Origin of the sequence: Mycoplasma anseris ATCC 49234 (genome assembly GCF_000702805.1) — a bacterium.
GTDB lineage: Bacteria > Bacillota_I > Bacilli_A > Mycoplasmatales > Metamycoplasmataceae > Metamycoplasma > Metamycoplasma anseris.
The window spans coordinates 39,242-59,575 of sequence record NZ_JNJX01000001.1; the positions used below are offsets into that span (position 1 = coordinate 39,242).

Sequence of the window (20,334 nt, forward strand, 5' to 3'; positions counted from 1 at the left end):
TAATATAAAAAGATTAAAAAATAATTACTCAATAATTTATAGTGTTTTTGTTATTTTTTATCACTAATATAAACAATTGTTGCGGCAGTAAGAACACCAACTGACAAAATTGCTAAACCAGCATATAAAATCTTTTTAGAATGCTTAGGAAGTTTGGCAATCTTTGGTTTTTTAGTTTCTTTAAAATAGTTCATTTTGGTTGGTTTCAGACAATTCATCTAGCACTCCTAAATTTCTTAAAGTTTCTAAAATTCTAGAATTTAATTTGGTTCTTTCTATTAAATCTTCAATTGATAAGAAGGGCGATTCATTTCTTGCTGAAACAATTGTATTAGCAACGGTTTCTCCCAGTCCATCAACGCAATTAAATGGTGGAATTAATGATTGATTTTTTTGGTCTACTAACCATAATTTTTGGTGTGATCTTTTTAAATCAACATTTTGAATTTTAAAACCTCTAGCATATAATTCTTGAGTAATTTCTAATATTGGAATCAAATCTTGTTCTTTTTTAGTTAAAGGGGCTTTTTTGCCAGCATCTCTTGATTTTAATTCATATAGTTTTGAACTCACCATGTGTTTTCCTAAACTCATTACTCTAATATCAATTGCATCAGGACGATTTGAATAATAAGAAGCATAAAATGCTAAAGGATAATAAAGTTTATATCAAGCAATTCTTCAAGCCATCATAACATAAGCAGTAGCATGTGCTTTAGGGAACATGTATTTAATTTTCTTTAAAGAATTAATGTATCAATTAGGAATGTTATGCTCTTTTAATAATTTTTCCTCTTCCTCAGTTAAACCCTTACCTTTTCTTACTTTTTCCATAATACTAAAGGCTTGCAATGGTTCTAAATTTCATTCCAATAAATTTAACATAATATCATCACGACAACAAACACAATCAGTTAATTGTTTACCTTCTTTTATTAGTTCTTCAGCATTACCATTTCAAACATCAGTTCCATGGCTTAAACCGGACATTAAGATTAAATCATTAAAACTTTTTGGCTTAGCTGTTTTTAACATCCTTCTAACAAAAGAAGTTCCGAATTCAGGTAATCCATAAGCTCCTGTGGTTTCGCCGTTAATATCCTCTGGTTTAATTCCTAAAGCTTCAGTGGAGCTAAATAAAGAAATAACCTTTTCATCACTTTTAGGAATATTACGAACACTTGTGTTAGTAACTTCTTCTAACATTTTTACAACGGTTGGATCATCATGACCTAATAAATCCAATTTCAAAACATTGTCATGAATTGAATGGAAATCAAAATGGGTGGTTTTTCAATCTGAATTAATATCATTTGCCGGATAACTAATTGAAGTAAAATCTTCAACGTCAAATTCTTTCGGAATGATAATAATTCCACCAGGGTGTTGTCCAGTTGTTCTTTTAATTCCTGCTGTCTTAGAAGCAATAAATTCAATAAATTGTGAACTTCATGATTTTCCACTATCAATTGAATGAATTTCTTCATCATATTTCTTACAGAAACCATAAGCAGTTTTATCAGCAACAGTAGATACAGTTCCAGCTCTTAAAGTGTGGGAATCGCCAAACAATTCTCGGACATAATTATGAATAATAGGTTGATAATCACCACTAAAATTTAAATCAATATCAGGAACTTTATCAGCTTCAAAACCTAAAAATGTTTCAAATGGTATGCTGTGACCGTCTTTTTCCATTTTAACATTGCAATTAGGACAATTTTTATCTGGCAAATCTCATCCTGATCTAATATTTGGATTTTTGTTTCATTCAAGTTTTTTACATTGTAAACATAAATAATGAGGTGGCAAGGGATTCACTTCAGAAATTCCTGATAAATTAGCAACAATTGATGAACCAACTGACCCCCTACTTCCAACCATATAACCATCTTTATTTGAACGTTCAACTAATTTTTTACTAATTCAATAAATAACTGAATAACCATATTTAATAATTGGATTTAATTCTCTTTCAATTCTTTGCAAAATCAAAGGATCAATGTTTTCACCATATTTGGCTTTAGCATTAGCATAAACGGTTTCTTTTAATTTATTGGCTGAATCATCAAAATTAGGTACATATAATTTATCCTTAATAACCTGAATATCAGAAGCAATACTATTAGCCATTTTTTTAGGGTTATTGATTACTATCTCATTTACAAGTTCACCATCATTTAAGAAATTGAACTCTTGAAGCATTTCAGTTGTTGTTAACAATTTAAATGCTGGTAAAGCAATGTTAGAATATTTTTTTAATCAATGTGAAGTGTTTCCTAATTGACGAGCATTAATATAAATTCGATGAATTAAATTTTGATATTCATAAATATATCTAGCATCAGAAACAGCAACACAAATTTTATTCATTTTCTTTGCTTTTGAAATTAAATCTTTATAAGCTCATTCAATTTGATCTCTTGTAATTCAATCGTCATTGTATAAATAAGAGAAAGTGCTTATGGGCGGCAATTCAACATAATCAAATGGTTCCAAAGCTTCAATGATTGATTTTTCATCACCTAATAAAACTCGATCTCATAAATATGAACGATGTGTTCCAGAACCAAAAAATAAATCATCATCATGTTTTCATTCATTAATATAAATATTGGCTTGACCATGATATTGACTAGTTAACGCCTTTGAAACAATCTTAAATAATTTCTTTAAACCTAATTGATTTTTAGCAAGTAGTCTTACTTCATAAGCCATTTTTTTATCATACGTTTCTGGTGCAATAACATTATGCAATTGCATGGCTGTTTCAATGTTTTTTTCTTTTTTCAATTTGGCTATCATTTGAATTCAAATGCTTGATAAAATTTCAGCATCATAATCAGCACGATGGGCTACTTCAGAGTCATAATAAACATTAAATTTCTTTGCAATTGTTCCTAATTTAAATTTTGAAAATTCTGAGAATAAATAATGAGATAATGCTAAAGTATCTAGACCAATAATTCTAGAAATATCCAATCCTAATCTAACAAAGTTTTCTCGACAGACAGTAATATCGAATGAGGCATTGTGAGCAACGGCGATTTTGTCTTTTAAAATTTCATAAATTCTCAAAATCCCTTTTTCATATTCCATTCCGTTTTGTCTTACTAAATCGTCATCAATTTTAGTCAATCTAGTAATAGAAGCAGGAATAGGATGTTTAGGGATTAAAAAGAATTGTTCTTTTTTAATCATTATTCCATTTTGAACAATAACGGCTCCAAATTCAATGATTTCATTAAATCTTGCTGATAAACCGGTTGTTTCAATATCGAATACAACATATGTTTGTTCCTTTAATAAGAAATCTTGGTTATTGAAATCTAAGAAAAAGTTGTTATGAGTATTAATTGCATTTAAAGTTACCCCATAAATTGGTTTAACTTTCTTACTTTTTTTAGTAACGTTATAAAAATCAGGAAATGATTGTACCCCTTCATAATCAGTAATTGCAATTGCTTCAAATCCATAATGTTCAGCTGCTTGTAAATATGAAATTGGTTCACAAATACCATCTTGTGTTGAGATTCTAGTTCTAACTGCTAATTCCACTCTTGGAGTTTCGGCATAATCTTTCTCTAATTTTTGTAAATCTTCAGTAATAATAATATCTTCTGGTTTAGCAATAATAACTTTTGAACCAACATAAGTATCATCAACCAATTTTCCATTAGCAATAATTGTTTGTCCGATTTTCAAGTTTTGTAAAGCTTTTTCATCTTCTGAAAAACACTTAATTGTAATTGCTTCTACATAATCAGAAATAGCAAGGGTAAATAGTGTTTTTTCATTTAATGTCTTTGATTCTAATTTATAAATTTCGCCTTTAGTTGATACATAAGGCTCAAATGAATTTAATACTTCTTTAATATCCAAAGCAATTGCTTTATTATTCTTCTTGGAATATTTGGGTCTTTCTGGGCTTTCTTGTTTTTTAAGTTTATTGTATTCTTCTTTTAAAGAGTCAAAATTGCTAGTTCAATTATCAATCTTTTTTGATTTTTCTAATTGAGTGTTTTTTTCATGGTATTTAATAACAACTTCATAAAAATCAAACCCAATAGCCACTAAACTTGCTTTGATTTGATCTTTTAATTCATGTAACTGTTGACTAACTGAATAATTATCAACATGTAAAATAAACTCATTTTCAGTTAATTCTACATTATCCATACTAATAAAACTACGCATTTTGTATAGTAATTGATTATTTAATTTAAAATGAAAATTCAAATAATCAATTATTATTTGCTTATTTCTAATGTGATGAACGACATTAACATTAAATTCGATTTTTTTAAATCTTTTTTCAACAGCATTACGAAAAGTAATAAATTCTTTAAAATCCAATAATGAATCAAAAGTAAATTCAAAACTTCAAGACTTGCTAGCACGATCCAAAGTAGCATGATCTAAAGAAACGCCTATTCATTGATCATTTAATTCATAATTTATTTCATTAGCTAACTTCACAAGAGATTCATTAAATTTTAAAGACATACAGACCACCTTATACTTGAATTAATAAAAATACTGAAGCGAATAAAGCTACTAATGAGATTGAATCAAAACGATCCATAATACCACCATGACCAGGAATTAAATCAGAAAAATCTTTAATTAGCATTAAACGTTTTAGTAATGAGAACAATAAATCTCCAAAAATGGAAAGAGCTGGTAATAATATTGTTGCAATTGCCATTTGGATCGGTTTTGAAAAATAACTAAAATTAGATTCTGAATTAATAAGCCCAGCTAAACAGAATAATAAAAAGGTAAATAAGACACCAAATAAATAAGAAGCAATTGCCCCTTCTCAAGTTTTTTTAGGGCTTATATGAGGTGCAAATTTTCTTTTAAATCAAACATGGCCATATTTTTTGCCTATAAAATAACCAGTAGTGTCAATTACCATTGGAATTAAAAAGATAGCAAATAAATAAAATAGATTGGCAATATTATTAAATAATAAGAGTTTTGAAATTATTGGCATATACAAAACTACAAAGAAGGTTATAAAATAATATTTTAAAAATTCTTTTGCATTTTTAAAATTCCTAAACTCAACCAACATAATGGCAGTTATCGTAATAAAGACTAATGAATATCCTAAAAATTGAATTGGTTTAAAACTATCAATTCCAAAGACATAATTAAAAATATATGTTGTTAATAATTGATTGTCTCAACCAGTAGCATCATTATATATGTTGGTATTAGATAAAAACATATCTAAGGGAAAAAGTCAAATCAATATACTACTTAACGCAATAATAATATTGCTTGCAATGTGTAATCGATTATGTCTAATAATTTCGAAACATGCATATGTTGAAAAAAACATAAAAAAAGTTGTTCCAATTACTTTGCCACTTGTTTGTGCGAAATAAATCACAAAGAAAAAAGGAATAATAATTAATAATAAAATTGCTGCTGATTTAGCTCTTGTTTTTGTGCCATTCATGATTTAGATTATATATGAAAAGAATATTAATTTAGAAATTTAACTTATAAGTTAAAAATATATGTTTTTAAGGTTTTTCTGCCTTATTTATAAATAAAAATAGGGAATTCCCTATTTTGTATCAAGAATTTTTGCCATTTCTATAAAATTTGTTGGATTTAATGCAGCTCCTCCAACAAGAAAACCATCACAATTTCCAATTTTAATTAATTCTTTAATATTTTTTAAAGAAACAGAGCCTCCATATAAAACAGGAACACTAAAATGAGTCATTTCTTTAATTTTTTGGATCACATGTTCAATATGACAAATTTCCGGAATAATTCCATTTCCAATACAATAAATTGGCTCATAAGAAATAATTAAATTCCCAAAATCGGTAATATTTTTTAAACATTTTTTTAATTGATTTTCAATAAATTCATAGGTTTTTTTAGCTTCAAAAGTTGCTAAATCTTCGCCAACACACAAAACTGGTCTTACATTAGTTCCTTCTAAAGTAATAATCTTTTGATTAATTAGTTCATCAGTTTCATTAAACATCATTCTTCTTTCAGAATGCCCTATTAAAACAAAATCTAAATTTAATTCCTTAGCCGTTCTAATTGAAACTTCACCAGTATATGCTCCTCTTTCTAAATGAAAAATATTTTGAGCACCAAATAAAAAATTACGATTTTGATGATTTAAAATCAAAGACATACTATCATGGCTAACTGCTTGCCCAATTTTTGTGTTTTTTAAATTTTCTTTTTTAATTAAATTTTCTGTCTCATTTAAATAGTTTTGTGTTTCAAAATAACTCAAATTCATTTTTAAATTACCAATTAAGAATTTCATAATTACTCCCTTTATTTTTTGCTTAGTAACGAAGGTAAAATACAAATCAAAATAATTCCTGACAATATCAAGAATAAATAGAATACTAAATTAGTCATTTTAGGTTTTAATAATTTGGTTTTTTCTTTTTGCTTCTCTTCATCATCTAATTTTCTTCGCATATCAATATATAGTTGTTCTTTTGTTTTGCGATTATCAGGTTTTTTAAATTCTTTATTAACCATCTTAGTTAATTTATGGCCCATACTACCAGATTTAGCGACTTTAATAATTCCTTTTCCCAATCCTCATCTAAATAGCAATGCTAATAAATTAACAGATACCATAATAATCGCTACCACTGATAATGTGTCCACTCAATTTTTGTTAACTCCATATTTGACACCAAATAATATAGCCAAATATCCAACAATAGAAACACATAAATAAATAATGCTAAATAAGTTCCAACTATTGTTTCAATATTCTTTAAAAGTTAATTTTTCCTTCATTAATTCCTCTTTTTCTTTAATACATTAATTTTATATGGTTTTTCTTTTTATTTGCTAATAAAAGAGAATACAAAAGATAACACCAATAATTTAATTGGTTCAAATACCTTTATTAGTGCTTTCTTATTCTTTTTTAAAATTATTAGTTATATTTAAACAAGTTTAATTTAATCATTATTTTTTTAAAATTCGAAATAAACAATTTAATTCATCTTTTTCAAGATTTTGAAATTCTATTGGTTTTTGATTTTTATGGGGTAATAATAAGTTATCATTCTTGCTTTTTATCTACTGAAATAGAATTATATTCATCAGTAGAAGCAATTTTTTGTGTTCTTGTGATTTTATCTGCATTCATAATAATTTAATCTAAATAGAAGTTAATAATTAAACTATAAATAATATATTGCGCCCCCAATTTGTACTTATAAATTCAATTTTTTAGATTCCTATTTATAAAAGAAGAGAAGGTTTATTTTTTTTGCTTTTAATTATTTAATAATTATTGTTTAATTAAAGAAAAAAATATTAGTAATATACTTCAATAAAATGGGAATTTGAAATAAGATTAAAATGGAGATACAAAAAATTAAATGTAAATTAATTTTACATGGTAGTTTTTTATTAAAACAAAAGGGAATTATTGAGAGAGAACCTATAGATATTGATTTAGGTTTTATTGAAAACATGTCTTATCAAGAAAAAAATAATTGTTGAATGAAATTTATTTCCAATTTTATTGTGTTAGATAAAATAATCAATAATCAATTACAAAAGAAATATATAATAACTTTTGAATCAAAAACTTATATTATTGAATGCTTATTTGGCAAAAATATAGCAAATGATCAAATTGCAACATACAATGGTATAAACGTTTTAAAAGATGAATTTTTTATAATTTCAAAATTTGCTCAATTGTGCAGTAGATTATATGCATATAACAAATATAATAAAGAAGAACTTCTAACAAAAATACATATTATAGTTGAAGACATTACACGAATAAGAAATTATGTAAATATTCACCAAGATAACGATTTTTTCTTTTGAAATTTTCAAAGAAATATAATGTCAAACTTTGAATTTGATTTGCTAGCAAATAAAGAAAATTTATACAACACTTTTTTCTTTATTGATGAAAACTTAAATAGGTTAAATATTTTCAATAACTTTACAATTAAAGAATATGTTGAATTATCAAAAACAAATTTGAATTTTATTTCATTTATTAAAAATATGAATACTGTATATTGAAGTAGAGATTTCATTGTTGATAAAATAATTGATGAACAAATCATAGTTGGTCGGCTCTTAACAAATTTATATATTAAAAATACAAAAGATAATTTAGTAAAAATAAAACAAAAATTAATAAGAAAAAAGACGGATTGTGAAAATATAATGGTGAATATATTTCACTAGTTGAATATCTGTTGCAACACAATTTAATTAAAAGAAATGATGTAGATATTTGATTTTCTGATTAAATTGAATACTAAGGAGTTATTTTGAATTTTAATTTTTTATTAAACCCGACAACTACTGCATCAGTATTAAAATTAATTAGCAAAGAAAACAAAAAAGCTAAAATAAGTTTTATTTTTCATATTTTTTTACAAATAATTATGTATTCATCCATATTATTTTGCTTGATATACTTTGATTATTACTATACAACATGAATAAAAGAAGAGGACAATAAACCATTAATTCGCTTTATTGGAGTATCACTATGCTTTATAATTTATCCAATTTATTTGTTATTTGCATATACAATTTTTAAACCCATTATCAAAAATTATTTTTTATCAATTGATACAAATAATAAAAATTATTTAAAATTGGATATCTTATTAAATAAGAAAAATGTATATTTCTTCAAAACCCATTTATTAATTTGAATTGCAATAGTTTTATTTATTTCAATTAGTGCATTGCATCAAATTTTCTTATTTCAACAAAATCCTCACATTAATGAATTAGAAATGTTTTATTTCCCATATTTAATAATAATGTGTGTGTTAAAAACAATAATTACTAATTCCTTTAATCTTGTTAGATTCTATAAAAAAATACCATATAAAACTGATATCGATATTCAAATTAGAAATAATAGAATTGAATTTTTTACATTTTGATTATACTTTTTGCTAGGAGCATTAATAATTAGAATCGGCGAACTATCACATAGTAATGACATTAGCATTTTTCCTGCATACGTTGTAATTGCAATATGTGTTGTGGCATGTTTAATTCCATTAGCAATTATGTTTAAATGACTGATTAAATATCTTTCATTACGTAAAGAAAATGTTAATAAGAAAACAAAAGACTTAATGATTTTTTTACCAATTGTTTTTTAAAAACATCCTTATAAAGATTCTGAAATAAAAATTTAAAATATTTAAAAAAGAGTTATTCTCTTTTTTTATTTTATTGACATCATATTAATTTGTTCAGTTTTTATTTAGAATCACAATATTCAATAATAATGAACAATGTCTTGTTGATGTAAATAAAAAACCAAGATTAATTCTAATCTCAGTTTTTTATATTACGCTTTAATTTGAATTAAGCTATATACCATAATGGCATATATATTCAATATTATTATTTTTTAGTTCATTCTTTAATTTGCTTATCAGTTCCATAAATATAGTGATCTTCTTCAACTTTTTGCATTGTTGGAATGTTAGGGAATTGTTGTTCATCTAAATAGTCTAAATCAAATGAAACATCTTGGAATTTAACATTAGCATTTGAAATTTTTGGAATTGCTTTAAATAAGTTGATTGTATATGGATGAAGTGGTTTATCATAAATTGCTTCAGTTTTTCCGTGTTCAACAATTTTACCTAAGTGCATTATTTGAACATTATCAGCAATATATTCAATCATACTTAAGTCATGGGCAATGAAAATCAATCCGATGTTTTTGGTACGACATAATTCTTTGATTAAGTTAACTACTTGAGCTTGAATGGAAATATCCAATGAAGCAATAGGTTCATCAGCCACAATTACTTGTGGTTCAGTAATCAAAGCTCTTGCAATAACAATTCTTTGTAATTGTCCGCCACTAAATTCATGAGGGTAACGGTAAGCAAATTGTTTTAGAAGCCCAACTTCTTCTAAAGCTTTATAAATTGTAGTTTTATAAAGCAATTGAGAAATCAAAAATCTAGCAAATGGTTCAAAAATTTTATAATCCAATAAGTGGAATCTTTTTCCCCATTTTTGTTTATTAGAATCTTCGCCAGATTTTTCAGCATTTTTTAAGTTGCTTTCAACTCAATTATTATCAACACCTAATAATAAATAAATTCTTTTTATGTCTTGGTTTAGGTATCTTTTTTCGATTATAAATGATTTTAGAGTATCTTCTTTAATTGATAAATCTGATTTGTAAATTGAAATTAATGAATTAATTTCTTTTTCAGTTTTCTTATCTTTAATTTGACTTCTTAAGAATAATCAATATTTTTCTTTTGTTTCTTCTAATTTTTTATTGCATTCAGTTTGCAAATCTACTAATTGTTTATAAAGTGTTTGCTGTGATTGGATTTTTTCATACAAGTCTTTAATTTCCTCTTTATAAGTAGCGAGGAAATTAATTCTTGCTTCTTCGTATGAAATTTCAGCTTCTTTTAATTGTTTTTGAGCCTCTTCTAAATTCTTTTTGTCTTCTTCATTATTTAGATTAATGCTTGTCGTTTTAGTGATTTGAATGTTTGCTTGGATTTCAGCATTTAATGCTTTAAGTTTTTCTTCATGTTTAATTAAATTTGCCTTAGATTTTTCAATGTATTTACTAAAATCAAAACTAAACTCTTTGATTTTAACTGATAAAAGGGTCTTTAAATTTTTTTGATATTCAATTTTTTCTAACTTATTGATGTAGAATTCATGAATTGCAGTTTTTAAAGATAAAATCATTTCTTTAAAATCATCAAATTCCAAGTATTGACAATCTTTTTTAACTTGATCTAAGGTTTGTTTTAATTTCTTATTCATATATTCATTTTTTAATGAATATAAATAATAATCTAAATCAGTGGAAGCTAATTTAGCAATATTAGCTAATTGTGCTTCATTATTAAACTCAATATGGAAGTTAATAAAAGCATTTTTAGTTGATCTTTTAACTTCTTTAAATTCTTCAATTAATTGTTTCTTTTTAGCTTTTAGTTCTTTAATTTTTTCTTCTGCAATAACATGTTCTTTTGAATATTTTAAATATGAAATCATTCTTTCCAAGTGTTGTTTATTTTTATAATAGGCATCTTCAAATGGTGAGATATTCTTTTCACGATATCTTTTTTGTAAATCATAATAGAATTGAATTAATTCATTAGTATTTGAATACATATTATCAATAATAATTGATTCCATTTGTTGTTTTTCTTCTAAATAACCAAAGAAAGAATTAAAGTTATCTTCATTACTTAAGTTCGTATTAAATTCTAAATTGTTAAAAATTTTATTTCACTTATAGAAAAAGGGTTTTGCTAAAGTGTTAATTTCTTCTAAATTTTCTAATTGCAATTTCATTGCTTTAATTTGGAAGGTATATTTAAAGTTCTTCTTAACTTCTTTTCAATCTTTAAAAATATCACGAATTTTGTCAGCCATAATTCCATTAATTTGTAATGGCTCTTTTAAAATTGAATAAATGTTTTGTTGACCATTTAATGAAGCATGTGGATCTTGAAAAATCATTTGAACATTTTTTCTCAAAAATTTTCTTCTTTTATTTGTTATTTTCTTTCCAGAAATAATTTTTCCATCTAATCTCACAAAACCATTAAAGTCGTCATAAAGTCTTAAAATGGTTCTACCAACAGTAGTTTTCCCTGAACCAGATTCACCAATTAATCCAACAATTTCACCTTGATGAACATCAAAAGACACTCCATCAACCGCTTTATTGATGTAGCCTTGATTAACGAAGTATTTCTTTAAATTTTCAATTGAAAGAATTACGTTTTTGTCATCAAATTTGTTCTTACTCATTATTAAACGCTTTCTTAAACGCTTCTAAACGTTTTATTAAATCTTTTGATAATTCAATTTTTGGAGCACTTGGATGTAATAATCAAGTTGCTGCAGCATGGGTTGTGGTAATTGGAATTAAAGGAGGTTCTTTTTGAAAATCAATTTCCAAAGCATATTCATTTCTTGGAGCAAATGGATCACCTAATGGCAAGTTAGCCATATCTGGTGGTGTTCCTTTAATGTTGTATAATTTCTCGTCTTTGTTTTCGGGAATAGCATTAATTAAAGCTCAAGTATATGGATGGGCAGGTTCTGTAAAAATTTCTTCTTTTAATCCTTTTTCAACAATTCTTCCAGCATACATTACGTAAATGTAATCACAGAATTTAGCGATAACAGAAATGTTATGGCTAATTAGAATAATTGAAATTCCCATTTTTTGTCTAATGTCTTCAAACAATGCTAAAACTGATGCTTGAACTGTTGGATCTAATGCTGTTGTTGGTTCATCAGCAACAATAATTTCTGGTCTTAAAGCCACAACCATGGTAATAACAACCCTTTGTTTCATTCCGCCAGATAATGTGTGAGGATAAGTGTTGAATACTTTCTCAGCATGTCTAATTCCAAAACGTTTTAACAAGGAAATTAAATATTCTTTTTTCTCTGTAAAAGTTCTATTGTTTCATTCCTCATTATTATTAATAGCATCAAGTAATTGTTTACCAATAGTTCTTGTTGGGTTAAGACTTGTTAGAGGATCTTGCGGAATATATCCAACCTTCATTCCTCTAATATATTGTCAATGTCCATTTCTTTTAATTTTTGTCAATTCTAAATTATTTATCTGCATTTGTTTAGCAGTAATAATTCCGCCTTCATTTACATTAATTAATGATTTTGAAGTAACTGATTTGCCTGAACCAGATTCACCTACTAGACCAATGATTTGACCTCTATGAACGTCTAAATCAATTCCTCTAACAATGTGAATTTGTTTTTTTCTTCCAATTGGGAAACTTACATGTAAATCTCTAACTTCTAAAATTTTGTCACCTTTTAAAGGTGTTACTTCAATTGATTTAAATAGTTTTTCTCTTAAGATTGCTCTTGTGCTTTTTTTAGGTTTAGGTTCTTTTATAATTTCTTTAGAAGGTTTTTTGACTTCTTTGTTTTTTAATTCTTTATTAGACATCAAAACCTACTTTCTTTTTGACATAACTTTAGGGTCTAAACAGTCATGAATACCCACGGCAATAAAGTGTAATGACACTGATAATAACAATAAGATTAAAGCGGGTAGCAATAATAATCAAACGTTATTTGAAGCTTGTGGTACGGCATCAATTAATAATTGACCTAAGTTAATATCATTTTTTTCTTTGAAAAATCCTAAGAATGCTAATGATGAAATACTTAAAATGGTTGCAGGAATTCTTTTAACAAATGAGTTAGCAATTTTACCAATAATTGCAGGTAAAGCATGAACAAATACTTGTCTACCAGTTGAGGCACCAACTGCCTTAGCCGCTGAAATATATTCTTGATCTTTAACAGTAATAATGAACATTCTTGTTCCAGCAACAGGCCCAGCTCAACCAGTTAAAATTAAAGCAATTATTAATGTTTTATCTGTCGAACCTAAAAATGAAACGAAAATTAACAATCAAATAAGTTCAGGTACAGAAGTAAATATTTCAATAATACGCATAATTACAGTATCCATTAATTTTCCAGCATGGAATCCAATATAAGCACCAATGGCTACACCAATAATGGTTTCAATGACAGCAACAATTAAAGCGACTTTAAATGCTCTTCAAGTTGCATATCAAGTAGTGATTCAAATGTCTGCGCCTCTAGCATCTGTTCCTAAAATGGTTTTTAAATATGGGGTTTGAGATTCTAGAGATCTTAATAGATCAATATGTTGTTGATGAGTTCAGTTTTTTACTTCACTTGTATGAGAATTAATGTATTCATTGTAGCGTTGAATAACATCAGAATAGAATAAAAAGTCATATGAATTATATTCTAAATAAACGTTATTCCCGTTTTCTTCAATGACAACATTATTTAGAAACGGCCTTAAATAATCGCTGAAAATTTTGTGCGTTTCTAAATCTTTTATAAAAACATAATCAGCGTTAACTGTATCTACTGTCGATTTAAATATTGGGCTATAAGAAGGTGGCAAAAAGAAAATTTTATTTGAACCTGAAATTGGTGTATTTGGATCATAAGTTCTAATTCCTGGAGCCGGAATAATTAATGAACATAAAATCATTACAATAAAAACTATAAATGCAATTGTGACAATAGGATTTTTAAAAAATCTTTTTGTCATTTCTATGTAAATGTTTTTGGGTTTTCCAGCAATGGTTGTGATATTTTTCTTTTCAGTTTCAGGAATTAAATTGAATTTGTCTTGTAATTCTGAACTGATTTTATATTTTTCATTAAATTCTTTAATATTGTCAGTTAATGGCATTATCAATTAACTCCTTTCCACTGCAGTTGGTTCTTCCTTATGAAGAGTTTCTTGTTGTTTTTTAAATAAATCTTTTTCTAATTTTCTTCTAATCAGTCAAGCCTTAAAGAATAATAGGTAGTTTTTCTTGCTTGTATCACCATATGAAATTTTTGGGTCTAATATTGCATAGCAAATATCAACAAAAATTTCAAGGAATAAAGATAAGGCAGTGAAGAACAAGATTGAGAACATTTCAATGTAAATTTCCCCATTAGGGAAGGCATATACAATAACTATACTTGTACCTTGAATATTTCAGAATTTTTCAACAATGATACTTCCAGTTAATAAACCTAAAAATGAATAAACAATCATTGTGAAAATAGGAATTGAAATATTCCTAAAAACATATTTAAAGAAAATTTGAATACTGCTTAATCCTTTTGTTTTTGCTATTAAAACATAATTTGAAGTTAAAACGGTTACAACTTGGTTACGTGAATAAGTTGTAAAACCGGCTAAGGATCCTAAAGTAATAACTAGAATAGGTGGGATTAAAGATTTAAAAACTTCTTTTATTGACTGTTCATCAGTTGTAAATACTTTAGGAGGCAACCCAAATTTAACAAAGATAGTAATAACAATTGGAGCAATAATGAAACTTGGTAAAGCAATGAAGAAGACAACAAATAAGTTAATTGCTGAGTCCATCACTTTTCCACGATTATATCCCGCAAATACCCCTAAAGATATTCCACAAATACTGCTTATTATAAATGAAGGAGCAGTAACCATAATTGAATATTTTAGTGGATAAAAGAATAATTTAGGAATGGTTTTATAAACAACTGGGTTTGGATTAAATTGTTCATTAATAATGTGACCGAAATTACCTTTAAAGAAATTCCCAATATAATCAAAATATCTTACAATAATTGGAATTAATTCTCCTGGTTCTTTCTCTGTACCATATCTAAATCCATATTCGACTTGCTTAATTTTTAAATAATGTTCAAATCCATCATATATTGATTTGTCATGTATTTTAGATCAACTCTCTTGAGCCATTTTATTAATTGGATCAGGAGCAAAAGCTGCTATTAAGCAAAATGTCAAAATCGAGATAATAAATAATGTAAGAATAGCAAATGCTATTCTTTGCAATATATATTTAAACATTTCTTAAGTAGTTAAGATCTTATTTTTCAAATTTCAAATTTTCATTAATTGTAAAGTCTTGGTAGTAGTATAAAATTGAATTGTTTGTATCAAGAGGTCTATTGTAATGAGGGTTTAATAATGTTGGTGAAATTCCAGTTTTTGAAATTCCAGGCAATCATTCATATTGAACATTGAAATATGAAGTAAATTCTTGAATTAATTGAGTTAAATACTCATTGGTGTGTTCAGAAACAAATTTTGATCAGAATTGGGCGCTAAATACATAAGGATCAAATGATTTTTCATCTGTTCTAGGCATAACAGCACCTTCAGAGCTTCTTTTTAGTTTATAAACACCATCAATCTCTTCCATTTGATAGTTCATTACTCTTATCAATAAGCTACCATTTAGATATTTTTTGTCTAATTTTTCTAAATCAGCAAATGGAATTGTTGCTTCTCATTTAGTTTCAGCATATTTTGCAAGAGCATTTGCAACTTCTGCTATTTTAGGGAAGTTTTGAGTAATTGAAGCTGGCTTTTTGGTTGCAATATTTGATAGTTGTGGTATTAACATTCCACCTCAACTTAATCCATCATATCCTGATGCAATTGAGTCAAAGTCATAACTTCAACCAACAAACTCTCATCCTGCTTTAGTTTTATTTCTTACTAAACTAAATCTTGGGTCTTCACCATTTTGAATGGTTACAAAATTAAACACAACTCTTCCATTACTTAATTCTTTAACAGTTTCAGTAACTGCAGCTGCTGCATCTTCAAGTTTTTTATCTGAGTTTACATATGGGAATATGTGAGTCAATTCGAATTTTTGTCCAGCTAATTCAGGGTTTTCTTGATCGAATTTAGCAATGACTTTTGCTAATTCAGTTTTTAGAATATCAAATCCTGCTGATTTCATTCTTAATTGGATGTTTGAATCGAATTTATGAGCTGCATTATTTTCAGAAGGACTTAATTCTGTTCCTAAAGTTTCTCCGAAATCAATTTTGTTTCCATCAACATTAATTGCAGATAATGAGTTTACTAAATCATAGTAATCCACAACTGTTTTGTGGTTAGTATTTTGATCACTTCCTCCAATAGATCCACCACTTGCTAAACCATTTAGTCATGCTCTATTTGTTCTTGATGAAGCAATATCAGTATATTCATCTCAGTTAATTGCAGTATTGATAATTGTTCTAAATGATAATCCTAACCCACTAATGTATGAATCGCTTGAGCCTTTTCCGGCAGCTAAATCTTTTTTAGTTGCACCATACATTAATTTGGAATATGCATCTGAAAAGAAGTATTGAGAACCTTCAGTATCAGTTGGATCAGGGCTTACATATGGGGTAGCAACTGGTAAGTATGAAGGGTCTGAAATGTTTCTACTTTTTACATAATTAATTCCGAATTCATCTTCTAAGTATTTTCTAAAAATTTCATCTTTTTGAGATTGTTCTAATTTTGAAAATGGAACTGTTGATGAAACACCTAGTTTAAAATTATTTCATTCTTCTGATTGGAAAGAATTATTATCTTTTGGTGATTGTTGGTATTTAAATACAACTGATTCTAATTTATTGGTTTTTGATAATCACTCTGTATCAAAGTAATTTTTATTAGCCACAAATTCTGTAGTTGTACCGCTAACAGTTTTAGGAACATAAGCTCCAGCATATAAATTTTCTTCAGCTGAAATACCATATCAATAAACTCCTGCTTTATAAACATCACTAGTTTTTTCTAATGTATTAATTTTTTCTGTAATTTCATTTGCTTTAGCAGAAGTTTCACCTAAATAATTTCTTAATTTGTAGGTACCAGCGGCATTCATAGCATCAATATATGCAGAAGGGGCTGGCAACATATCAGTGTTTCCTAAAACTAATTTGTTAAAGAAGTTTACAAAGTTTGATTCACCTGAGGCTACTGATGAAAAAGTTAAAGCCTTTCCAGTAACATTTTCAGTATTAGCACTAACATCTTTAATTAAAGTGTTTTCATTGTAGAATTGTGAAGAGTCAATTCCAAATAATTGATATAAATACTCATTACCGTAATGAATATCATCTCCAAAGTATAAAGATGATTTTTCTAATAATGTATCTCTAACCAATTTGTCCAATTCAGCATTACCACCATGATTGTGACGTTCTTCTTTTCCTAAAGTTACTGTTCTTAATCATGAATAATAGAAGTCTTTTAATTGAACTTTATATTCTGTTTTATTTCCTTTAAAATCAGATCAATAAACATTATCCTTTAAGGTAACTTGCATGTCTTTGGTTTGCTTTAAATCTTCATAAAATTGAGCACTATTAACTGATTTAGAATTTGATGACACTGTAGAAACAGTCATTTGACTATATGCTTTTCTTGTTAATCCATATGGAACTTCTAAATCACCTTGTGGTAGTTGATCTCGATTGTCTTTTCCATCGTAATCATCACTATTATAAACTTTGACTGTTCCATCTTTAAGTGTTAAAACAATTTCTTTAGCTAATTCCAATTTAATTCTTGTAAATGTTGGTTTAACAACATATTGTTTCTTAGATTTACTGTGTTCATTTGTTTTTCTATTCATGATTAAAGGTGCATTTAAAGCTTCAACTCTTATTAATTGAGGTGAAATTAAATGACTTGTACCAGCAGCAACAAAGTTTCCGTATCCTACTGAAGCATCATAATTAAATGCTTGTAACCTGTTTACAGAGTTGTAAGTGTAAACAAATTTCTTGTCTTGATAAGGTTTTCTGTCAGTACCTGCCGGATTAGCAGGTGTACCTTTTTGTTTTCTATATACTGGGGTATAATCTCAAGCATCACCCATATAGTCTTCTTTAGGCTTGTTTGTTTCACAAGCTATTGAAACTAAAGGTAATGCCATCATTGATAGCGACCCTAAAGAAAACAATAGTAATTTTCCTTTTGATTTCATTTTTTCTCCTAACTAAAATCATTTATGTATATTTTTATAAATCCACAAGTTATTATTAATAAAATTAATATAACTTCTATTTGTAATATACGTTAAAAATTATAATTTATTTTGGTTTTTTTAGCCCTATTTATAGGACTTTTTTAATATTTTTATATAAATTTTTGTAATAAAAAAGTTTTTTTTGGCTTTTGTGGTTATATTTTTGATAAGCAAATTTAAAGAAATTAAAACATGAATTTAAGAACCCTTAAAAGCCATTTGTTCTTTTTTATTATTAAAAATATGATGATTATTATGATGATTATATTGAAATTTATGATAAATAAACAGTGTCATTATTAACTCCTTTACATGTAAAATATGAAAAAATATTGTTGATAATAATGTTCTTCATATCTTTATTCATGTTAATGAAGTTAATAAAATTGATAGCAAAAATACCAGCTTCTTTAGCTGCGCAAATGTTTGTTCAGTTTGTTGATTTTAATAATTTTGCGTTCATATTTTTGTTTTCCTATGCCTAATATTCTACATAATTTTCCAAATAAAATTTCAAATTTTTTGCTTTTTTTAAAATTTATATTGATTTTTGAATATAAAAAGTTGCCACAAAGAGGCAACTTCTTTTAATTATTCAGATTTTTTTCTGCAGATTTTCTTGTTCTTCTTGGTTTTGATTCTACTGCTTCTTCATTTTGTTCAACAACAACTTCTTTTGCTATTTTAGGTTGTTCATCTTTATCTTTTTTAACTGTTCCTAAATAAGGTAAGATAGCAACATATCTTGCTCTTTTAATAGCTAAAGATACTGCTCTTTGGTGTTTAGCACAAGTTCCAGTAATACGTGATGAAAGAATTTTTCCTTGCATATTTACTAGTTTTGATAATAATTGTTCATTTTTATAATCAACATAAACGATTGGTTGTTTAGATAAACAGAATTGACATGGGCGTCTACGAATAAAAAGTTTCTTATGAACTACTCTTGCCATTATATTTCCTCAATTAAAATTCTAAATCTAAGAAATCAGAATCAATGTTTTCATCAATATCATGAATTTCATTTGATTCTTCTTTATGACTAGTGTTAGAAGGAATCTCAAATTCTTGGACATTTTTTCTGCGATTTTCAGACATTGCTTTAGTTTCTAATGATTCAATACGATCAACACTAATTGCAAATGAATTTATATTTGATCCATCTGCTATGGTGACTCTTGAAGATTGAACAAAACCTTCAATCGAAACTAATGAACCTTTATCTAAATATTTATTGATAAATTCTGCGTTTTGTCTTCATGCTACACATGGAATAAAATCAGTTATTGGTTCATTATTTGCTGTATTATAAGTTCTTCTTGTTGCTACAGTAAATCTTGAATATTCAATATTTGAATTAGTAAAACCTTGATAAGGTGTAGCTGATAAACGACCAACAATAATTACTTTATTCATATTCCTCCAATACAGTATTAATTACTCAGCTTTAGGAGCTGTTTTTCTAGTTCTTGGTTTTCTTTCTTTTTTAATTTCGTTTTGTTCTGTTTCATCTTTAGTTGATTCTTCTTGTTTTTCAACTCTTTTTCTATTATCGAATTTTCTTGTTGCTTTTCTCATTTTTCTTGGTTTCATACCTTTTTCAGAATCCAAGTTAATAATTAAAGATCTGATAACAAATTTGTTGATGTTTAATTTTCTTGTTAATTCAGCAATCACTTGTGGTTCAAGTTTTGCATTAATTAAATAATAAGAAGCACGAGTTAATTTATTAATTGAATAAGCTAACTCAGTTCTTTCAAGTTTTTCGATCTTGGTGTTTTTTGGATCTAACACACTTAGAAGTAATTCTTTAACTTCTTGATCGGTTGCTTGAGGGTTTGTAAGAATCATAATTTCATAATTTGACATTATTTTCTCCTTCTGGACATTTGGACCAATAATGATG

The 20,334-nt window shown here is 26.7% G+C and carries 16 protein-coding genes; 2 read left to right on the plus strand and 14 right to left on the minus strand.

The genetic code is table 4. From position 1 onward, the window contains the following. Positions 1 to 50 precede the first annotated feature (50 nt). The 5 genes from T401_RS03440 to T401_RS06205 all read right to left on the minus strand — a co-directional run bounded on the left by T401_RS03440 (position 51) and on the right by T401_RS06205 (position 6,801). Positions 51 to 218 (minus strand): hypothetical protein, encoded by a 168-nt coding sequence (locus T401_RS03440; protein WP_156935653.1) that lies wholly within the window; start codon positions 216 to 218, stop codon positions 51 to 53. Continuing rightward, complete coding sequence (locus T401_RS0100175; RefSeq protein WP_033178481.1) at positions 181 to 4,506, minus strand: PolC-type DNA polymerase III; 4,326 nt, start codon at positions 4,504 to 4,506, stop codon at positions 181 to 183. The genes T401_RS03440 and T401_RS0100175 overlap by 38 nt, the downstream gene beginning before the upstream one ends. A 10-nt stretch (positions 4,507 to 4,516) precedes the next feature. Further along, positions 4,517 to 5,470, minus strand: coding sequence for a phosphatidate cytidylyltransferase (locus tag T401_RS0100180; protein WP_033178482.1), 954 nt, complete (start codon positions 5,468 to 5,470; stop codon positions 4,517 to 4,519). A 111-nt stretch (positions 5,471 to 5,581) separates the two neighbouring features. Beyond that, on the minus strand, positions 5,582 to 6,310 hold the full coding sequence (locus T401_RS0100185; RefSeq protein WP_033178483.1) for a triose-phosphate isomerase: 729 nt from the start codon (positions 6,308 to 6,310) through the stop codon (positions 5,582 to 5,584). A gap of 11 nt (positions 6,311 to 6,321) precedes the next feature. After that, positions 6,322 to 6,801 carry a hypothetical protein gene (locus T401_RS06205; RefSeq protein WP_033178484.1) on the minus strand — a complete coding sequence of 160 codons (480 nt, stop codon included), beginning with the start codon at positions 6,799 to 6,801 and terminating at the stop codon, positions 6,322 to 6,324. Between the two features lie 573 nt (positions 6,802 to 7,374). Here T401_RS06205 and T401_RS06210 point away from each other — a divergent pair. Both T401_RS06210 and T401_RS06215 read left to right on the plus strand, forming a co-directional pair. Next, positions 7,375 to 8,226 (plus strand): hypothetical protein, encoded by an 852-nt coding sequence (locus tag T401_RS06210; protein ID WP_145960552.1) that lies wholly within the window; start codon positions 7,375 to 7,377, stop codon positions 8,224 to 8,226. An 86-nt stretch (positions 8,227 to 8,312) separates the two neighbouring features. Next, positions 8,313 to 9,167, plus strand: a complete 855-nt coding sequence (locus T401_RS06215) for a hypothetical protein (RefSeq protein ID WP_033178486.1) — start codon at positions 8,313 to 8,315, stop codon at positions 9,165 to 9,167. Between the two features lie 247 nt (positions 9,168 to 9,414). Here the strand turns inward: T401_RS06215 and T401_RS0100205 are convergent, their stop codons facing one another. The 9 genes from T401_RS0100205 to rpsF form a co-directional block, all read right to left on the minus strand. Further along, positions 9,415 to 11,817 carry an ATP-binding cassette domain-containing protein gene (locus tag T401_RS0100205; protein ID WP_033178487.1) on the minus strand — a complete coding sequence of 801 codons (2,403 nt, stop codon included), beginning with the start codon at positions 11,815 to 11,817 and terminating at the stop codon, positions 9,415 to 9,417. Further along, positions 11,810 to 12,994 (minus strand): ABC transporter ATP-binding protein, encoded by a 1,185-nt coding sequence (locus tag T401_RS0100210; protein ID WP_033178488.1) that lies wholly within the window; start codon positions 12,992 to 12,994, stop codon positions 11,810 to 11,812. The genes T401_RS0100205 and T401_RS0100210 overlap by 8 nt, the downstream gene beginning before the upstream one ends. Before the next feature lie 6 nt (positions 12,995 to 13,000). After that, a complete protein-coding gene (locus T401_RS0100215; RefSeq protein ID WP_033178558.1) occupies positions 13,001 to 14,290 on the minus strand; it encodes an ABC transporter permease in 1,290 nt (429 codons plus the stop codon). Between the two features lie 6 nt (positions 14,291 to 14,296). Next, the gene (locus T401_RS06220; RefSeq protein ID WP_033178489.1) at positions 14,297 to 15,451 is read right to left on the minus strand and encodes an ABC transporter permease; all 1,155 of its coding nucleotides are present in this window, start codon (positions 15,449 to 15,451) and stop codon (positions 14,297 to 14,299) included. Positions 15,452 to 15,470: 19 nt separating this feature from the next. Then, the gene (locus T401_RS06225; RefSeq protein ID WP_033178490.1) at positions 15,471 to 18,386 is read right to left on the minus strand and encodes an OppA family ABC transporter substrate-binding lipoprotein; all 2,916 of its coding nucleotides are present in this window, start codon (positions 18,384 to 18,386) and stop codon (positions 15,471 to 15,473) included. A gap of 316 nt (positions 18,387 to 18,702) precedes the next feature. Further along, on the minus strand, positions 18,703 to 18,891 hold the full coding sequence (locus T401_RS06230; RefSeq protein WP_033178491.1) for a hypothetical protein: 189 nt from the start codon (positions 18,889 to 18,891) through the stop codon (positions 18,703 to 18,705). Positions 18,892 to 19,015: 124 nt separating this feature from the next. Next, positions 19,016 to 19,381: a 30S ribosomal protein S18 gene (gene rpsR, locus T401_RS07340; RefSeq protein ID WP_033178492.1), complete on the minus strand. Its 366-nt coding sequence runs from the start codon at positions 19,379 to 19,381 to the stop codon at positions 19,016 to 19,018. A gap of 13 nt (positions 19,382 to 19,394) precedes the next feature. Then, entirely contained in the window at positions 19,395 to 19,844 is a 450-nt protein-coding gene (locus tag T401_RS06235; RefSeq protein WP_033178493.1) for a single-stranded DNA-binding protein, read from the minus strand. Between the two features lie 21 nt (positions 19,845 to 19,865). Next, the gene (rpsF, locus tag T401_RS0100245) at positions 19,866 to 20,297 is read right to left on the minus strand and encodes a 30S ribosomal protein S6 (protein ID WP_033178494.1); all 432 of its coding nucleotides are present in this window, start codon (positions 20,295 to 20,297) and stop codon (positions 19,866 to 19,868) included. Between the last annotated feature and the right edge of the window lie 37 nt (positions 20,298 to 20,334).